The following is a 16,252-nucleotide window of genomic DNA, read 5'->3' on the forward strand; positions in this document are numbered from 1 at the left end:
GAACGACACTCGGTGCACCTCCAGCGAACCGGATTTCGCTCAGCGAACGGAGCCTTGATGACCCTGACGCGCGGACTCCTCATCGGCGGCCGGGACGTGCCCGCCGCGGACCGGCGGACCACGGCCGACCTCGACCCGCACACCGGCGAGGTGTACGCGACCGTCGCCGCCGCCGGTGTCGTCGACGTGCGGCGGGCGGTGGAGGCGGCCGACACCGCGTTCGGGTCGTGGTCGGCGCTGCCACCGTCCGCGCGGCGGGCGATCGTGCTGCGGGCGGCCGACGTGCTGGAGGCGCGGGCCGCCGAGGCGGTCGCGCTGATGGCCGCCGAGGTGGGCGCGGTGGCCGGGTGGGCGCACTTCAACGTGGGGTTCGCGGCGAGCGTCCTGCGCGAGGCCGCCGCGGCGGTCACCCAGCCCGTCGGCGACGTGCTGGCCACCGAGGCCGAGGGCCGGCTGTCGCTGGCGGTGCGCGAACCGGTCGGCGTGGTGGCGGCGTTCGCGCCCTGGAACGCGCCGCTGATCCTGGGCGCGCGGGCGATCGCGACACCGCTCGCCGTCGGCAACACCGCGGTGCTCAAGCCGAGCGAGGACGCGCCGATCGCGAGCGGGCTGTTCCTCGCCGACGTGCTGCGCGAGGCGGGCTTGCCCGACGGCGTGCTCAACGTCGTCACCAACGACCGGGCGGACGCGGCGGTCGTCGCCGAGGCGCTGATCGGTGACGACCGGGTGCGACTGGTGAACTTCACCGGCTCCACCCGGGTCGGTCGGGTGGTCGGCGAGTCGGCCGCGCGCCGCCTCAAGCCCGCCGTGCTCGAACTGGGCGGCAAGAACGCCGTGCTGGTGCTGGACGACGCCGACCTGGGGCACGCGGTGGACGCGGTGGCCTTCGGCGCGTTCGCCAACGCGGGCCAGGTGTGCATGTCGGCCGACCGCGTCCTGGTCCACGAGTCGATCGTGGAGGAGTTCACCGCACGGCTGGCGATGAAGGTCGCCGGGCTGCCGCACGGTGACCCGACCGACCCCGCGACGGTGGTCGGTCCGCTGATCGGCGCCACGTCGGCGCGGCGGGTGGCCGACCTGGTGGCCGACGCGGTCGGGCGCGGCGCGAGGGTGCGCGCGGGCGGTGGCCCACCGGAGGGCGCCCGGTACCCGGCGACCGTGCTGGACCGCGTCACGCCGGACATGCGGATCCACCACGAGGAGGTCTTCGGCCCGGTGGTGACCGTGCTCGCGGTGGCCGACGACGAGGAGGCGATCGCGCTCGCCAACGACACCGAGTACGGCCTCACCGCCGGTGTCCTGACCGAGGACACCCGCCGGGGCCTCGCCGTCGCGCGTCGGCTGCGCACCGGGATCGTGCACGTCGGCAACCAGACCGTGGACGACGAGCCGCAGGCGCCGTTCGGCGGCGTGCAGGCCAGCGGCTACGGCCGCTTCGGCGGGCGCTGGGGCGTGGACGCCTTCACGACCACCCGATGGCTCACCGTCGCCACCACCCCGTCCCGCTACCCGTTCTGACCCTCCGTACCGGTGCCCGGCCGAGGACAACCCGGTCGGACCAGCGGCAAGCACACGATCCGGGACTGTCCGTACCCGTGGTGACCGGCCGACAATCAGGTCATGTCCGCAAGAGCCGACACCGACGGTCCGCCCAGCGTCCTGGTCGTGGGTGCCGGCATGGCCGGACTGGCCGCGGCGCGGGCGCTGCGCGACCTCGGCCACCCCGTCACCGTCCTGGAGGCACGTGACCGCGTCGGCGGGCGGATCCGGACCGACGAGCACGGCGTCGACCTCGGCGCGCACTGGATCCACGGCACCGACGGCAACCCGATCACCGAACTGGTCGAGGACCTGGGCATCCCGTACAGCTACGTGGGCGGCGACAGCGCCTACACCGGTGGCTTCGACAGCCTGGACCTGTTCGGCGCGGACAACCGCCTGGCGAACCACCGCCACAAGAGCCGCACCCTGGAACTGGCCGACGACGTGCTGCACGAGCTCGAACGGCGGGCCGCGATCGCCCGCAAGGGGCAGCACCCGGACATGCCGCTCGGCGAGGCCCTCCGCCGGGTGCTCGCCGAGCGCGGGCTGTCGCCCGAGGACGAGCAGGCGGTCCGCTACCACCTCAACGTGATCCTGCGCGAGGACGTGGCCGAGGACGTCGACAAGCTGTCGTTCCAGTACTGGGAGGACGGCTACCTGGTCTACGGCTACGGCGACAGCGTCCTGCACCAGGGCTACCAGTCCGTGGTCGACGCCCTGGCCGAAGGGCTGGACGTGCGGCTGGAGCACGTGGTCACGCGGGTCGACACCGGCGACGGGCGGGTGCGGGTCACCACCGACCGCGGCGGGTTCGAGGCCGACAAGGTGCTGGTGACCGTGCCGCTGGGCGTGCTCAAGGCAGGCGCGGTGCGCTTCGAGCCCTCGCTGCCCGAGGCCAAGCGGTCGGCGATCGCCCGGCTCGGCTTCGGCACCCTCAACAAGATCGCCCTGCACTACCGCGAGCCCTTCTGGCCGAGGGACCAGTACGTGTTCGGCTACCTGTGCCGTGACACCGACCGCTACCCCACGGTCGTCATCAGCATGTGGAAGTCGCACGGCAAGCCGGTGCTGGTGATGCTGCTGGGCGCCTCGCTCGGCCGGGAGATGGAGACCTGGTCCGACGAGGAGGTCGCCGGCTACGCCACCACCGTCGTGCACGACCTCTTCGGCGCCGGCGCGCCCGCGCCCGAGCTCGTCTCGCGCACCGCGTGGTCCAGCGACCCGTTCGCCCGGGGCACCTACACCTGCATCGGCGTCGACTCCTCGGCCAAGGACATCGGCACGCTCGCCGAACCGGTCGGCGACCGCCTGTTCTTCGCCGGCGAGGGCACCAACCCCTACCACTGGGGCTGCGTGCACAGCGCCTACGAGTCCGGCCGGCGGGAAGCCGCGCGGATCAGCGGGGACTCCGCCCTCTACGCACCGCCGAGCGCCGGCACCTCACGTCGCCAGTCGCGCAACACCGACCGGATGCTGCGCTTCGTGCGGATGCGGATGACCCACATCACCGACCGCGAGCTCACCGAGCGGGTGGCGTGCCTGCGCGAGTGCGTCGACCCGCACGGGGTGCGGCTGTTCGCCTCGCTGGTCGACTCGGAGCTGGAGACGCTCGCCTCGATGTTCGACGAGATCCCCTTCACCGCGGGCGACCCGATCTGCCGGGAGGACGAGGCCGCGCACGGGGTGTTCCTCGTCGCGCGCGGCGAGGTCGAGGTCGACTTCGGCGGCATCTACCAGCGCGCGGTGCTGGGGCCGGGCACCGTGCTCGGCCACCACGACCTGTTCTTCAACGCCCGCACCACATCGGTCACCGCGCTCAGCGACGACGTCGTGGTGTTCTACCTGGACCACTACCGCTACCAGAGCTTCCTCTACGCCTTCCCCGACGTGCTGATGCTGATGATGTCGGACCTGGTCACGCGCTGGGAGCAACTGGAGAACGCCCTGGGCTCCACCACCCTGCCCACCACCAACCACCAAACCGGCGCCGCCTAACCACCCACCCAACCCCCGCGCGTGTCCTACCTCCAGCACGCGCGTGTCCTACCTCCAGAACGCGAGAGTCCTACGTTCAGAACACCCGAGTTCAACGCTCGGAACGCGCCACCAGGGACCACAGGTAGCTCAACGGCTCGCCGTCGGGCTCGTCGCGCCGGGCGAACTCCGTGATCAGCTCCAGCAGCCGGGCGTTGAGCTCGGCCTGGGACGTCGCGCCGAGGCGCAGCACCCCCCTGGCGGTCTCCCGGTTCGCGTCCGGCCCGGCCTCCAGCACCTCGGCGCGGTGCGCGGCCAGCATCGCCAGGTCCACCCGCTGGGCCAGGCCCTCCCCCGCCACGTCGACGAGCCCGAGCCGCCACGTCCGACCGGTCGCCCGGTACGGCCGCTCCAACGCGCCGCGCGCGCCGCTGCGCACCGGGTCGGCGGCCAGGAACCCGGCCTTCACCAACGCCCGCACGTGCCGCAGCACGGTCGCCGGCGCGACGTCGAGCCGGTCCGACAGCTCCTTGTTGGTCAACGCCCGGTCCCAGCACAACCGCAGGATCCGCCAGCGCAACGGGTGCGCGAGCGCCTTCAGCTCCTCGACCGTGGCGTCGCGGGCGGGGTGATCGGGCAGGACCGGCACGCCGAAGAGGCTAACCCACCCGCTCTTGCCGCGACCGTCACCGATTTGGTTCACTGCTATCGATTGCACAAAGTGAAATCACTCCGGGGGTAGCGGTGGGCAGGATGGGGCCGGGCACGGCGGGTCAGGCAGGCGACCGGCGGCGCGGGATCGCGGAGGTGCGAAGGTGAGCTGGACCGACTTCGAGTGGCTGCACGGCGCCGACCCCAGCCCCGACGGCAAGAGCGTGGTGTACGTGAGCGACGCCTCCGGGCGACCGCAGCCCTGGGTGCTGCCGCTGGACGGCGAAGCCCGGCACATCGAGGTCGCCGGGTCCGTCCAACGGTGTGCGTGGCGACCGGACGGCGCGCGGCTCCTCGTGCTGACCGACCCCGACGGCGGCGAGGACCACCGGCTCGCCGAGGTCGACCCGGTGACCGGCGACGTCGAGTGGCTGGTCGCCGAGGACGGCGTGCGGTGCGAGATCGGCACGCCCTTCGGCAGCACCGGGCAGCCCTACAACGCCGACGGCACGCTGCTCGCCTACGCCTCCAACGCACGCGACCCCGAGGTGTTCGACGTGCTGGTGCGCGACCTGCGCACCGGTGAAGAGCGGATCGTGCTGCACGGCGACGACCGGTACCTGCCGATGGGCTTCTCGCCCGACTCGCGGCTGCTGCTCGTGCTGCGGCTGCACCAGCAGACCGAGCAGGACCTGTTCGCGTGCGACCTGGCCGACGGCACGGTCCGGCTGCTCACCCCGCACGAGGGTCCGGCGAAGTACCAGCCCGTCGCGTGGCTGCCCGACGCCACCGGCGTCTACCTGTGCACGTCCCAGGGCCGTGACTTCCTCGGCCTCGCGGTGTTGTCCCTCGACGGCGGGCTGACCTGGATCGACACGCCGGAGTCCGATGTGGAGGGCGCCGCGCCGGCACCGGACGGCACTCGGCTGGTCTGGGGTGTCAACGAGGACGGCTACACCCGGCTGCGGTGGGCGGACGTGGGCGGTCCGGCCGCCGACGTCGTCGGGCTGCCGCCCGGTGTCGCGGTCACCGAGTTCGGCCTCGACGGGTTCGCCCCGCGGTTCACGCCGTCCGGCGAGCTCCTGGTGCAGCTCGGCCGGCCGGACGCGGCGACCGACCTGTTCCTGGTCGACCTGCCGCGCGGTGAGGTCCGGCAGCTGACCGACTGCGGTGCGGGCCTGCCCTCGCCGATCGTGCCGCCGACGGTGGTCCGCGCGGTCGGCGCGGACGGGCTCACCGTGCCGTGCCTGCTCTACCGGCCGCCGTCGGCGAGCGCGGAGCACCCCGCGCCGGTCGTGGTGACCGTCCACGGTGGACCGGAGGTGCAGGCGCTGCCGCTGTTCCAGCCGGTGGTGCAGGCGTTGTTGCACCGCGGGATCGGTGTGCTCGCGCCGAACTTCCGCGGGTCGTCCGGCTACGGGATGCGCTACCAGCGGTTGATCTACCGCGACTGGGGCGGCGGCGACCTGGTCGACCTGGAGGCGTCGGTCCGGCTGCTGGACGACGTGCCGTGGGCCGACGCGACGCGGGTCGGCGTGCACGGCGCGTCCTACGGCGGGTTCGCCGCGCTGGCGTGCCTGACCCTGCTGCCGCACCTGTGGCGGGCGGGGGTGAGCGAGTGCGGGCCGTCGGACCTGCTCAGCGACATCCGGTCGTTCCCGCCGACCTGGCGCAAGCGGGCGGTGGACTGGATCGGCGACCCCGACGACCCCGACGACGTGGCCCGCCTCACCGAGCGCAGCCCGCTGGAGAACGCCGACCGGCTCCGCGCGCCGGTGCTGATCATGCACGGGGAGAACGACAAGAACGTGAACCCGCAGGAGTCCGAGCAGATGTACCGCAGGCTGCGTGAGCTGGGCAAACCGGCACGGCTGGTGCTGCACCCCGGGGTCGGGCACGGCATCGACCGGGCCGGGCTCGCCGACGCGGTCGAGCTGATCGTCTCCTGGTTCGCCGAGCACCTGGAGCCAAGAACCGCATAGGAACTCCACGGGCGGCCCACAGGAACCGGCGTCGTGGTGGACGGCATGACGCCGATCCACGACCGCGGCCGCGCCTTCGACCCCGTGTTCCGCGACGGGCACGACGAGCAGCCGGCCCACGTCACCGGCGACGTCGACGCCGGCTACACGGCCTCGCTCACGGTCAGGGTGTGAGGGTCAGCAGCAGGTGCAGCCCGACCAGCAGGCCGCACGTGACGGTGTGCACGACCGGGTTGTGGGTGAGCAGCGCGGCGAACTCCCGCAGGAACGCGCTGGGCAGGAAGTACCACGCCGTGGGCGCGCCGATGATCTGCATGCGCAACCGCAGCCTGCGGGCCAGCACGGCGGCGCGGAAGACGTGGAAGTTGTTGGTCACCGCGACCGCCCGACCGGTCCAGCCCCGCTCGGCGAGCAGCCGGGCGCTGTAGGCCAGGTTCTCCTCGGTCGTGGTCGCCCGGTCCTCCGGCACGATCAGCTCGTCCGGCACGCCGTGCCGCAGCAGGTAGTCCCGCATCGCCGCCGCCTCGGACACCACCTCGCCCGGACCCTGCCCGCCCGAGACGACGAGCAGCGGCGTGCGGCCCGCGGCGACCTCCCGGCGGTACAGGTGCAGGCCGCGATCCAGCCGCGCGGCCAGCAGCGGCGGCACGCGGTCGCCGATCAGGCCCGCGCCCAGCACGACCACGGCGTCGAAGCCCGTGCGGCGGCCGATGCTGCCGTACACGATCGAGTACAGCAGCAGGCTGACGAACAGGAACGCGACGTAGGCCGCGACGATCAGCAGCGACCCGATCACGGCGTCCACCGCGGGTCCGGTGTGCGCGGTGGCGAACCCGAACGCGGCCACCACGCCGAAGATCGCGAGCCCGGCGAGCAGCGAGAGCAGGTTCGCCAGGCCGAAACCCTCCCGGCGCACCATCAGCACGCCGTTGGCGATCAACGCGCCCGGCAGCACGAACCCCAACCCCAGGAGCAGGACCACGACCGCGTACCCGACGACGGCGGCGGACCACCCGCCGTTCACCGAGGCCCGGAACACCAACCACAGCACGAGGAACACCAGCGTCACGCCGAGCCACACCGCGTTGCCCAGTCGCCGCCGGTCGCGGATCACGCCGACCACGAAGAACAGAGCGGGCACGAGCGCCGCGATCCCGAAGATCATGCGGGCCAATGTAGACGGCCCGCGGTCACGCGAGGCCCTCGTCCGCCAAGTCCTCGTCCGCCAAGTCCTCGTACTCCAGGTCCCCGTCCGCCAGGTCGCCCTCCCGCTCCGCCGCCTCCCGGTCCGGCAGCACGGTGGCGAGGTAGGAGCGCAACGCGGCGGTGGTGCCGACGTCGCGGCCCGCGTTCTCGGACAGGAACCAGCGGTGCACCAGCACCTCGTGGAACAGCTCCGCCGGCGCGAGCACGCCGAGCAGGTCGGGTGGGACGGCGGCGACGACCGGGTCGTAGACCTCGTTGCGCCACAGGTGCCCGGCGGTGGTCTCGGGCACCGGCGCGCCGTCGCGCTGCTCCAGGTACGCGCGGAACGAGCGCAGGTCGTTGAGCAGGCGGCGGGCCTGGCCCTCCTGCACCTCCAGGCCGGTGAGCTTGAACAGCTCGCGCCGGCTCTGGCCGATCTCGGCGACCCGGATGTCCACCCGCAGCCGCGCGCCGCTGTCGGAGGTGACGAGCTCGACCTCGCCGACGTCGAAGCCGAGGTCGTTGAGCCGGCGCAGGCGTTCGGCGACCCGGTAGCGCTGTTCGTCCAGCCGGAAGAACTCCTCGCGGGTCACCTCGTCCCACAGCGCGGCGTAGCGCTCGGGCACGCTGTCGGCCACCACCACCGGGTCGATGTCGGCCGGCAGCAGGCCGCCCGCTTCGAGGTCCATCAGCTCGCCGCCGATGCGCTCGCGCGCCAGGTCCACGTCGTAGGTGCGCTGGCCGTCCGACAGCTGCGGGTGGCGCTCGACGGTCTCGGCGTCGACCAGGTACGCGGCCAGGTTGCCCGCGTCGAGCCGGAACAGCGTGTTCGACAGCGAGCAGTCGCCCCAGAACGTGCCGGACAGGTGCAGCCGCACCAGCAGCTCGACCAGCACGTCCACCAGGCGCTCGGCCGAGTGGTCGCCGCGCGGGCTGGAGAACAGGTAGCGGTAGGACATGGAGTGGTCGAGGTAGCGGGTGACCAGGATGGCCTGCTGGTCGTCGGGGCGGTCGACGCACAGCCCGAGCACCGACACCGAGGGCATCCCCTCCCCCTCCAGCTCACCGAGCACGGCGTACTCGTGGCGGGCCAGCGCCTCGGAGATCTCCTTGAGCGCGTACACGCGCCCTTCGCTGGCCACGAACCGCACGACGTGCCGCGAGATGCCCCGCTGCGGGACGGTCAGCAACAGCTTCTCGTCCCACTCCTCCAGGGGCTGTGCCCACGGCAGGGCGAGCAGTCCACCGGCCTCGGTGGCGGGTGGGCGGAAGAGGAATCGCATGTGCTCCCCGTGGCTGGTGCGCGGACGACGCCGAAGCTACCTCGTCACGACGCCGTCCAGCCACGCGATGTGTCCTGGTCATCACGATCCAGAACGTGCGATCCGCGGCCGACCCCCCGGTGCGACCGCGGACCGCACGGCCCGGTCAGGCGCTCTCCAGGCGTTCGATCCGTTCGACGAGCGGCTGGAGTTCCCGGCGGACCACCGCGGTGATCACGGCGGTCGGGTCGGGCTGCGCCGCCGTGGCGGCCTGGAGGTGCGCGAGACCGCTCAACGCCGCCACCACGGCCTGGCGGGCGCCGCGCGGGTCGACGCCCAGGCCGCGCAGCACCCGGCCCGCCGAGCCGTCGGGTTCCGCGACCAGGCCGATCAGCAGGTGTTCGCAGCCGACGTAGTTGTGGCCCAGCGTGAGCGCTTCGGTGACGGCCAGCTCCAGCGCGGCGGCGGCCGCGGTGCCGTAGGCGGTGGGTGTGGTGTCGCCGGACCGCTCGGGCAGGTGCACGCGCTCCGGGTCGACGTCCATCGCCCGCAGCACGCGCAACGCCAGGTTCGCCCCCTCCGCCAGCACGCCGCCGAGCAGGTGCCCGGTGCCCACGGTCGCCGCACCGTCCGCCCGGGCGCGGTCGGCGGCCAGCCGCAGCGCGGTGCGCAGCCGGTCGGTGAACCTCGACTGCCGGGCCGCCGCGTCCTGCGTCGCCGGCTCGTCCAGCCGGATCGCCCTGATCGTGCCGATCCGCCGCACGGCCTGCTCCAGCGCGCGCTGGCACACCGCGGACACCGGCACGCCCGCCTCCTTGACCTGCTCGGCCAGGTCGTCGGGCAGGTAGACGTTGATCTTCGGCACGCGTCCGACCTCCTCAAATCGTTATAACCCCATTCATACCCCCTCACGGGGTTACACACAAGCCGTGTCGCAGGTCACACCCGGATGGTTCAACGTGGCGCGTCCTCTCAAGGGTTTCCCGACCGCAACGCGACACCGACAGCGGCAGAAGGGGGCGACGTGCCGGACGACGACTACGACCAGTTCGTCACCGAACGTCTCGATCGACTCTTGCGCTACGCCACGGCCTTGACGTGCGACAAGCACCTCGCCCAGGACATCGTCCAGGACGTGCTGCTGCGCGCCCGGCAGCGGTGGGCGCGGATCGGGGCGGTGGACGTGCCCTACCTCTACGTCAAGCGGATGGTGACCAACGAGTACCTGTCATGGCGGCGGCGTCGGGCGGCCCGGGACGTCTCGTCCACCCACGTCTCGCTGGAGGACCTGGCGCCCGCGGTCGCCGACCCCGCGATCCGGCACGCCGAGCGGGACGCGATGCGCGCCCGGATCGCCGTGCTGCCGCGCAAGCAACGGGCCGCGCTGGTGCTGCGCTACTACGAGGACAGCACCGACGCCGAGATCGCCGAAGTCCTGGGCTGCACGGAAGGCACCGTGCGCAGCCACATCTCCCGCGCGCTGCACAAGCTCCGGGTCAACGAGAACACGCCGTCGGAGGTGCTGCGATGACCGACCACGAAGCTCTCATCCGGGAGGCCATCGCGGCCGAGGCCGACCAGGCCGTCGACCACCGCGAGGTCTTGGCCCACCTGCGGCGCGAGCGGTCCCGGCGGCGGCCGATCGCGTTGTTCGCCGCGGCCACCCTGACCGCCGCCGCGGCGGCCGTCGCGGTCATCGTGCCGCTGAGCCTGGACCGGACCGCCGCGCCGCCCGGCGGGCAGGTGGCTCCGCCGCCCTCGTCCGCGCGGACCGTGCTGCTGATCGGCACGGACGGCGCCGGGAACACCGACTCGATCGTGCTGGTGCGGGTCGCCGCGGACACCCCGGTCAGCGCGGTGTGGCTGCCCCGGAACGCGTTGGTCGACCTGCCCGGCGTCGGCGTGGACAGGCTGAACTCGGCCTACTCACGGGCAGCCGGAACCGGCCAGGCGAGCGCGAGCGCCGGCGCGGAGGCGTTGGCGGCCGCGGTCGAGTCGCTGACCGGCGTCGAGGTCGACCACCACGCCGAGGTCGACGTGGCGGACTTCGCCGCGCTGTCCGACGTGGTGGGCGGGGTGGACGTCTGCCTGCGCCGGCCGGCCCGCGACGACCTCTCCGGCGTCGACCTGCCCGCCGGGCGCACCCTGTTGGGTGGACACCAGGCGCTGGCGTTCCTGCGGCAGCGCAACGGGTTGCCCAACGGCGACCTGGACCGGGTCGTGCGGCAGCAGGCGTTCCTGCGCGCCCTGGCGGCGAAGGTCGTCGGCGCGCAGGACCCGGCGCTGGTGACGCGGGTGGTCGAGGCGGCGCGCTCCACCGTGCGCACGGACCCGGACCTGAACCTGCTGGAGTTCGCCCAGCGGATCACCCCGACCGTGCGGACCGCGATCATCCCGCTCGGCGCGGAGGTCGACGTGGAGAACGGCACGGGCGCGGTCCGGGGCCGTGCGGTCGACCCGGCGGCGGTCCGGGCGTTCACGGCGGGGTTCTTCGCCGACGGCGCCACCGACACGCCGACCGGCGGGTTCACCGTGCCCCTGGCCACGGAGACCCAGGCGCCCGGCAGGCAGCAGCCGGAGCGCGACTGCGTGAGCTAGCTACAGCGGCAACGGCTCGGTGATCTGCAGGCCGGCGTCCACGCTCGCCACCAGGAGTTCCGCCTGGTGCGGCGAGTGGACGCCGGCCCAGCCGCGCAGCGGGCCGAGGAAGTCGACCAGGTCGCGCTGAGCGGCGCGCAGCATCGCCGGCAGGGCACGCCTGGGTAAGTCGACGTGCGGCACGTCGAGCCCGTCGTCCACCCACACGCGGACGACGTCCTCGCCCACGTACTCGACCCGCGGCGCGGGCGGGTGACCGAGGTCGACCGGTGCGCGGTGCAGCGCGCCGAGCCACGTGCGCCACTCGAACAGGTCGGTGCCGCCTGGTTCGGCGCGCACGCCGTCGTCGCCGTCGAGCAGCAGACCGCCACGCCCGAACAGGCTGTCGAAGCCGATCAGCTCGTGCACGGCCGCGTCCGCAGTCCGCGCGCCCCGGCCGCCGCTGTGCAGGTAGAGCGTGCAGAGCACGGCGCCGACCCCGGCGTGGTCCACCGTCCCGTCGAGGTGCAGCCACGGGCCGTTGCCGCCGGACACCGGCCACAGGTCGAAGTTCTCCGGCACGTACCTGGCGATGACTGGCGAGAACCGGGCCACGTTCCCGAGGCTAGTGGCGAACCGCCCCGGCGGCAGGGGCCGCCGGGGCGATCGTGGTTCTCCAACTGCCGGTAGGGCCAGCCCTACCCCTGGTCGGCGCGCCAGACCTGGTACTCGCGCATCCCGTAGAGCAGCGGCAGGTGGCCTTGTTCCTGCGCGACTTGGAATGCCTCGCCGAACACCACCGTGTGGTCACCGACCGCCTCGGTCCGGCTGACCCTGCAGTCGGCCACCGCGTGCGCGTCCTCGACCAGGTGCGGGCCGCCCGCGCTGGGTGGCAGGTGCCACGGGATCAGGTCGAACCGGTCCGGCGCGCCGGAGGCGAACAGCTCCGCCACCGCCTTCGCGTTGCCGTGCAGGAAGTTCACCGCGAACGCGCCGCGGGCGAGCACGGCGTCCAGGGTCGGGCTGCCGTTGCGCAGGCAGACCAGCAGCGTCGGCGGCGACAACGTCACGCTGCACACCGACGAGACGGTCATGCCGCGCGGCGAGTCGTCCTCGGCGGTGGTGGTGATGATGGCGACGCCGGTCGGGAAGTGCGACATCAGGGTGCGGAACTCGGCGATCTCGATCGCGGGCAGCGACTGGGTCATGACCTGCTCCCGGGCAACTCGGGGACCGGCACGCGCCTCGGGGCGCGGGTGCGTTCGATGAGGGAGAGCAGCGGACCGGTCATGCCGGTCGTCACCAACGCCATCACCACGAGGGCCAGGAACAGCTGCACGGGGAGCAGACCGGCGCTGTACCCGGCTTGCAGCACGACGATCTCGGTCAGGCCGCGGGTGTTCACCAGCACGCCGACCGTGATCGAGGTGCGGCGGTCCTGGCCGGCCAACCGCCCGCCGAGGTAGCCGCCGCCGACCTTGCCGACGACGGCGAGCGCGATGGCGATCGCGATGGCGGCCCACGGCACCGAGCCGCGCGGCGCGTTGGCCACGCCCATGCCCGCCACCACGAAGAACACCGGCACCAGCAACCGGCCCAACCCCATGACGGGTCGCACGACCTCGGCCCACGCGCCGCCGGGGATCGCGAGGCCGACCACGAACGCGCCGAACACGGCGGTCAGGCCCCAGTGCTCGAACTGGAACGCGACCAGCAGCGCCAGCGCCGCGACGGCGGCGCCGGTGGCGCGGGGGAAGCGCTCGGCGGTCGACATGGGCACCCGGCCGCGCAACAGGATGCGGCCGACCACGGTCACCGTGACGCCGAGGGCGACCAGGACCAGGGACACCACGACACCGCCGGAGATGCCGACGGCCACCACCAGCAGCACCCACGCCGCCGAGTCGGTGACCACGGCCGCGGCCATGGAGAGCTTGCCCGCCGGGCTGTCGACCATCCCGCGGTCCTCCAGCACGCGGGCCAGCACGGGCACGGCGGTGACGCTCAGGGCGACCGCGACCATCAGCACGAGCGCCGGCGTGGAGGCGTCGCCGCGCAGGTCCGGGTCGGCCGACCAGATCACCCACGCGGCCATCGCCAGGCCGGTCAGCAGGGCGGGCACGAACGAGCCGGCGGTCACCCAGCCGACCGCGCGTGCGCCGAGCACGGAGCCGCCGTGGCGCAGGTCGTGCGCCACGCCGACGAGGAACAGCACCAGGCCGATCTGGCCGATCACCTTCAGCGGGTCCACGACGTCGGTGGGCAGCACCGCCGCCAGGGTCGGCGCACCGCCGACCGCGAGCACCGCGGGCACCACCAGGATGCCCGCCAGGATCTCGCCGATGACCTCGGGTTGCCGCGACGCGCGTGCGGCGACCCGGCCCAGGTACGCCGCGACCAGCACGACCGCCAGGACGGCGACCACGTGCCCCGCGCGCAACAGGATGTCGCTCATGGTCGCGCCCCCGGTGATCCGAGGACGTCATGCCTGGTCATCGACAGCGCGCGGCTGCCCGCGAAGTTGGGGATGCGCATGTGCACGGCCAAGTCCCTTCTCACCGGTCGGTGGTGCCTTCTGCGGTCGTGTCGATCAGCTCTGCGGTTGGTGCCCGACGAGGTTGAAGAACACGTCGTCGAGGGTCGGGCGGCGCAGCGCGAAGTCGGCGACGTCCACCCCCGCGTCCCGGAGGGCGACCGCGGCGGCGGCGATGCCGTCCATGCCGTCGCGCAGTTGCAGCTTCACCAGGCCCTTCGCCGGGTCGGTGGTCGGTTCGTCCACGGCCAGCGGCGCGAGCACGCCCACCGCGGCGGGCAGCCGGTCGGGCAGCGCGACGGCCACCTCCAGCCACTCCTGGCCGACCTTGCGCTTGAGCTCGTCCGGCGTGCCGTCGGCGATCACCTGGCCGGCCGCGATGACCACGATCTGGTCGGCCAGGTAGTCGGCCTCCTCCAGGTACTGGGTGGTCAGCAGCACGGTCATGCCCTCGGCGACCAGGCCGCGCACGGTGTTCCACAGCGACTGCCTGCTGGCCGGGTCCAGCCCGGTGGTCGGCTCGTCCAGGAACAGCACCTGCGGGTGGCCCACCAGGCAGCTGGCCAGGTCGAGCCGGCGGCGCATCCCGCCGGAGTAGGTGCCCACCGGGCGGTCGCCCGCGGCCACGAGGTCGAAGCGCTCCAGCAGCTCCTGCGCGCGACGGCGGGCGCCCGCACCGCCCAGGTGCAGCAGCCTGCCCAGCAGCACCAGGTTCTCCCGGCCGGTCAGCAGCTCGTCCACGGCCGCGTTCTGGCCGGCCAGGCCGATCCGGCGGCGCACCTCGCGCGGCTCCCGCACCACGTCGAACCCGGCGACCTTGGCCTGCCCGCCGTCCGGCACGAGCAACGTGGCCAGCGCCCGCACGGCGGTGGTCTTGCCCGCGCCGTTCGGACCGAGCAATCCGAGCACCGAACCCGTGCGCACGGACAGGTCGATGCCGCGCAGGGCCTCGGTCTTGTCGTAGGTCTTGCGGAGTCCGGTGACTTCGATGGCGAGGTCCATCAGCTCGCCCTGCTCTCGCCGGCGCCTGCCTCGCGCAGGCTGCGGGGTCGCATGTCGGTCCAGTTGTCCTCCACGTAGGACAACGCGGCCTCACGGGTGGACTCGGCGAGTGCGACGGTCCACCCGGCTGGGACCTCGGCGAACGCGGGCCAGAGGCAGTGCTGACCCTCGTCGTTCACCAACACGAGGAACCTGCCGTCCTGATCGTCGAAGGGGTTCGTCATTCGGTTCTCCGTACCCTCGGGCGGATGGGGGACCCCAGTTGGTCAATGCTTTCGGCCCGCGCTGACCGGGCGCTGACAGATGGGTGATGCGCTCGGCCGGGCGGTGCGCTTCAGGATTGCGGCGACAGCCGCACGGGCAGGCTGCTGTAGCCGTAGACGAAGTTGGAGTACAGACGGGTGGGCGGTCCTTCGACGTGGATCTCCGACACCAGGTCGCGCAGGCCTTCCAGCACCGACGACACGTGCGCGCGGCCCAGGTAGGCGCCGACGCAGAAGTGCGGCCCGAAGCCGAACGCGATGTGCCGGTTGGGCGTGCGGCCCAGGTCGAACCGCGCCGGGTCGTCGAACACGTCCTCGTCGAAGTTCGCCGAGCTGTTCCACATGGTGACCACGTCGCCCTCGCGGATGGTGCGACCGCCGAGCTCGACGTCGGTCACCGCGCGCCGGCCGAAGTGCATCGCGGGCGTGGTCCAGCGCAGGACTTCCTCGGTCGCGGTGGAGAGGGAGACGTCGCCGTTCTTCAGCGCGCGCCACTGCTCGGGGTGCTCGGCGAGGGCGAGGATCGCGCCGATGGACGACATCCGGCTCGACTCGTCCGCACCCAGGATCAGGCTGTAGGAGTTGAACACCACCTCGTCCTCGGCCAGCGGCTCGCCGTCGATGAGGCCGTTGGCCAACGCGCTGAGCACGTCGTCGCCGGGGTTGCGGCGGCGCTGGTCGGCCAGGTCGCTGAAGTAGAGCAGGATCTCGTTGCGGGCCAGCCACTCGTCCATCTGGCTGTCCTCGGAGCTGATCCGGCTCAACGTGCGGTTGTTCCAGTCGACGAGCTTCGCCCGGTCCGCGGCGGGCACGTCCATCAGGTCGCCGATGGTGTTGATCGGGATGTGGTCGGCCACGTCGGTGGCGAAGTCGCACGACCCGCGCGCGATCACCTCCGACAGCAACGCCATGGTGCGCTTGCGGACCTGCTCGGCCACGGACTCCAGGAACCGCGGCGAGAACGACTTGAGCATCAGGTTGCGCACCGCGCGGTGCCGCTCCCCGTCGGTGACGGCGAGCATCTTGCCCGACGCGGAGTCGTTGCCCTGCAACAACGTGGTGAGCACGTTGCCGCGCTCGGACGTGAGCCGCTTGTTGTCCTTGTAGGCGGCGACGCAGTCGGCGTGGCGGGTCACCGCCCAGAAACCGGGGTTGTCGCCGCGCGGCTCGTTCCAGTGCACCGGGTTCTCCGCGCGCAGGTGGCGCCACAGCTCGGGCAGGTCCACGTCCAGGAACGTCTGCGGGTCGGCGAGGTCGAGGGTGGCCGGATCGGCGATCATC

At 72.9% G+C, this 16,252-nt stretch carries 16 protein-coding genes; 6 read left to right on the top strand and 10 right to left on the bottom strand.

The genetic code is table 11. The features are described 5' to 3' along the window. Positions 1–57 precede the first annotated feature (57 nt). Positions 58–1,518, top strand: coding sequence for an aldehyde dehydrogenase family protein (locus ACYVLT_RS04510; RefSeq protein WP_461118810.1), 1,461 nt, complete (start codon positions 58–60; stop codon positions 1,516–1,518). Positions 1,519–1,620: 102 nt separating this feature from the next. Next, a complete protein-coding gene (locus ACYVLT_RS04515) occupies positions 1,621–3,537 on the top strand; it encodes an FAD-dependent oxidoreductase (RefSeq protein ID WP_461118811.1) in 1,917 nt (638 codons plus the stop codon). A gap of 91 nt (positions 3,538–3,628) precedes the next feature. Here the strand turns inward: ACYVLT_RS04515 and ACYVLT_RS04520 are convergent, their stop codons facing one another. Beyond that, positions 3,629–4,165 (bottom strand): ArsR/SmtB family transcription factor, encoded by a 537-nt coding sequence (locus ACYVLT_RS04520; RefSeq protein ID WP_461118812.1) that lies wholly within the window; start codon positions 4,163–4,165, stop codon positions 3,629–3,631. 166 nt (positions 4,166–4,331) lie between these two features. Between ACYVLT_RS04520 and ACYVLT_RS04525 the strand changes: the two genes are divergently transcribed. Then, the gene (locus ACYVLT_RS04525; RefSeq protein ID WP_461118813.1) at positions 4,332–6,149 is read left to right on the top strand and encodes a S9 family peptidase; all 1,818 of its coding nucleotides are present in this window, start codon (positions 4,332–4,334) and stop codon (positions 6,147–6,149) included. 45 nt (positions 6,150–6,194) lie between these two features. After that, complete coding sequence (locus ACYVLT_RS04530) at positions 6,195–6,323, top strand: hypothetical protein (protein ID WP_461118814.1); 129 nt, start codon at positions 6,195–6,197, stop codon at positions 6,321–6,323. On the opposite strand, the gene ACYVLT_RS04535 is transcribed toward ACYVLT_RS04530, so the two are convergent. The 3 genes from ACYVLT_RS04535 to ACYVLT_RS04545 all read right to left on the bottom strand — a co-directional run bounded on the left by ACYVLT_RS04535 (position 6,313) and on the right by ACYVLT_RS04545 (position 9,461). After that, positions 6,313–7,314 (bottom strand): YdcF family protein, encoded by a 1,002-nt coding sequence (locus tag ACYVLT_RS04535; protein ID WP_461118815.1) that lies wholly within the window; start codon positions 7,312–7,314, stop codon positions 6,313–6,315. The genes ACYVLT_RS04530 and ACYVLT_RS04535 overlap by 11 nt on opposite strands. Before the next feature lie 25 nt (positions 7,315–7,339). Then, the gene (locus tag ACYVLT_RS04540; protein ID WP_461118816.1) at positions 7,340–8,617 is read right to left on the bottom strand and encodes a DUF4032 domain-containing protein; all 1,278 of its coding nucleotides are present in this window, start codon (positions 8,615–8,617) and stop codon (positions 7,340–7,342) included. A gap of 145 nt (positions 8,618–8,762) precedes the next feature. After that, positions 8,763–9,461, bottom strand: coding sequence for a Clp protease N-terminal domain-containing protein (locus ACYVLT_RS04545; protein WP_461118817.1), 699 nt, complete (start codon positions 9,459–9,461; stop codon positions 8,763–8,765). Between the two features lie 159 nt (positions 9,462–9,620). On the opposite strand from ACYVLT_RS04545, the gene ACYVLT_RS04550 reads away from it, so the two are divergent. Together ACYVLT_RS04550 and ACYVLT_RS04555 are read left to right on the top strand one after the other, a co-directional pair. Next, positions 9,621–10,127 (top strand): SigE family RNA polymerase sigma factor, encoded by a 507-nt coding sequence (locus ACYVLT_RS04550; protein ID WP_461118818.1) that lies wholly within the window; start codon positions 9,621–9,623, stop codon positions 10,125–10,127. Beyond that, positions 10,124–11,194, top strand: coding sequence for an LCP family protein (locus ACYVLT_RS04555; RefSeq protein WP_461118819.1), 1,071 nt, complete (start codon positions 10,124–10,126; stop codon positions 11,192–11,194). Before ACYVLT_RS04550 ends, ACYVLT_RS04555 begins: the two co-directional genes overlap by 4 nt. Here ACYVLT_RS04555 and ACYVLT_RS04560 read toward each other — a convergent pair whose 3' ends face one another. The 6 genes from ACYVLT_RS04560 to ACYVLT_RS04585 form a co-directional block, all read right to left on the bottom strand. Continuing rightward, positions 11,195–11,788, bottom strand: a complete 594-nt coding sequence (locus ACYVLT_RS04560) for a hypothetical protein (RefSeq protein WP_461118820.1) — start codon at positions 11,786–11,788, stop codon at positions 11,195–11,197. Between the two features lie 83 nt (positions 11,789–11,871). Further along, positions 11,872–12,381 (bottom strand): flavin reductase family protein, encoded by a 510-nt coding sequence (locus ACYVLT_RS04565; RefSeq protein WP_461118821.1) that lies wholly within the window; start codon positions 12,379–12,381, stop codon positions 11,872–11,874. Then, a complete protein-coding gene (locus tag ACYVLT_RS04570; protein WP_461118822.1) occupies positions 12,378–13,628 on the bottom strand; it encodes a cation:proton antiporter in 1,251 nt (416 codons plus the stop codon). Before ACYVLT_RS04570 ends, ACYVLT_RS04565 begins: the two co-directional genes overlap by 4 nt. A gap of 135 nt (positions 13,629–13,763) precedes the next feature. Beyond that, entirely contained in the window at positions 13,764–14,708 is a 945-nt protein-coding gene (locus ACYVLT_RS04575; protein WP_461118823.1) for an ATP-binding cassette domain-containing protein, read from the bottom strand. Continuing rightward, the gene (locus ACYVLT_RS04580; protein WP_360447852.1) at positions 14,708–14,932 is read right to left on the bottom strand and encodes an MbtH family protein; all 225 of its coding nucleotides are present in this window, start codon (positions 14,930–14,932) and stop codon (positions 14,708–14,710) included. The genes ACYVLT_RS04575 and ACYVLT_RS04580 overlap by 1 nt, the downstream gene beginning before the upstream one ends. A gap of 110 nt (positions 14,933–15,042) precedes the next feature. Further along, the gene (locus tag ACYVLT_RS04585) at positions 15,043–16,251 is read right to left on the bottom strand and encodes a cytochrome P450 (protein WP_461118824.1); all 1,209 of its coding nucleotides are present in this window, start codon (positions 16,249–16,251) and stop codon (positions 15,043–15,045) included. Position 16,252 lies beyond the last annotated feature (1 nt).

The organism is Saccharothrix stipae (assembly GCF_054781895.1).

Coding starts and splice junctions, on each gene's coding strand:
- ACYVLT_RS04510 (WP_461118810.1), top strand. CDS start 58: ATGACCCTGACGCGCGGACTCCTCATCGGCGGCCGGGACGTGCCCGCC.
- ACYVLT_RS04580 (WP_360447852.1), bottom strand. CDS start 14,932: ATGACGAACCCCTTCGACGATCAGGACGGCAGGTTCCTCGTGTTGGTG.
- ACYVLT_RS04555 (WP_461118819.1), top strand. CDS start 10,124: ATGACCGACCACGAAGCTCTCATCCGGGAGGCCATCGCGGCCGAGGCC.
- ACYVLT_RS04575 (WP_461118823.1), bottom strand. CDS start 14,708: ATGGACCTCGCCATCGAAGTCACCGGACTCCGCAAGACCTACGACAAG.
- ACYVLT_RS04535 (WP_461118815.1), bottom strand. CDS start 7,314: ATGATCTTCGGGATCGCGGCGCTCGTGCCCGCTCTGTTCTTCGTGGTC.
- ACYVLT_RS04565 (WP_461118821.1), bottom strand. CDS start 12,381: ATGACCCAGTCGCTGCCCGCGATCGAGATCGCCGAGTTCCGCACCCTG.
- ACYVLT_RS04540 (WP_461118816.1), bottom strand. CDS start 8,617: ATGCGATTCCTCTTCCGCCCACCCGCCACCGAGGCCGGTGGACTGCTC.
- ACYVLT_RS04515 (WP_461118811.1), top strand. CDS start 1,621: ATGTCCGCAAGAGCCGACACCGACGGTCCGCCCAGCGTCCTGGTCGTG.
- ACYVLT_RS04530 (WP_461118814.1), top strand. CDS start 6,195: ATGACGCCGATCCACGACCGCGGCCGCGCCTTCGACCCCGTGTTCCGC.
- ACYVLT_RS04585 (WP_461118824.1), bottom strand. CDS start 16,251: ATGATCGCCGATCCGGCCACCCTCGACCTCGCCGACCCGCAGACGTTC.
- ACYVLT_RS04570 (WP_461118822.1), bottom strand. CDS start 13,628: ATGAGCGACATCCTGTTGCGCGCGGGGCACGTGGTCGCCGTCCTGGCG.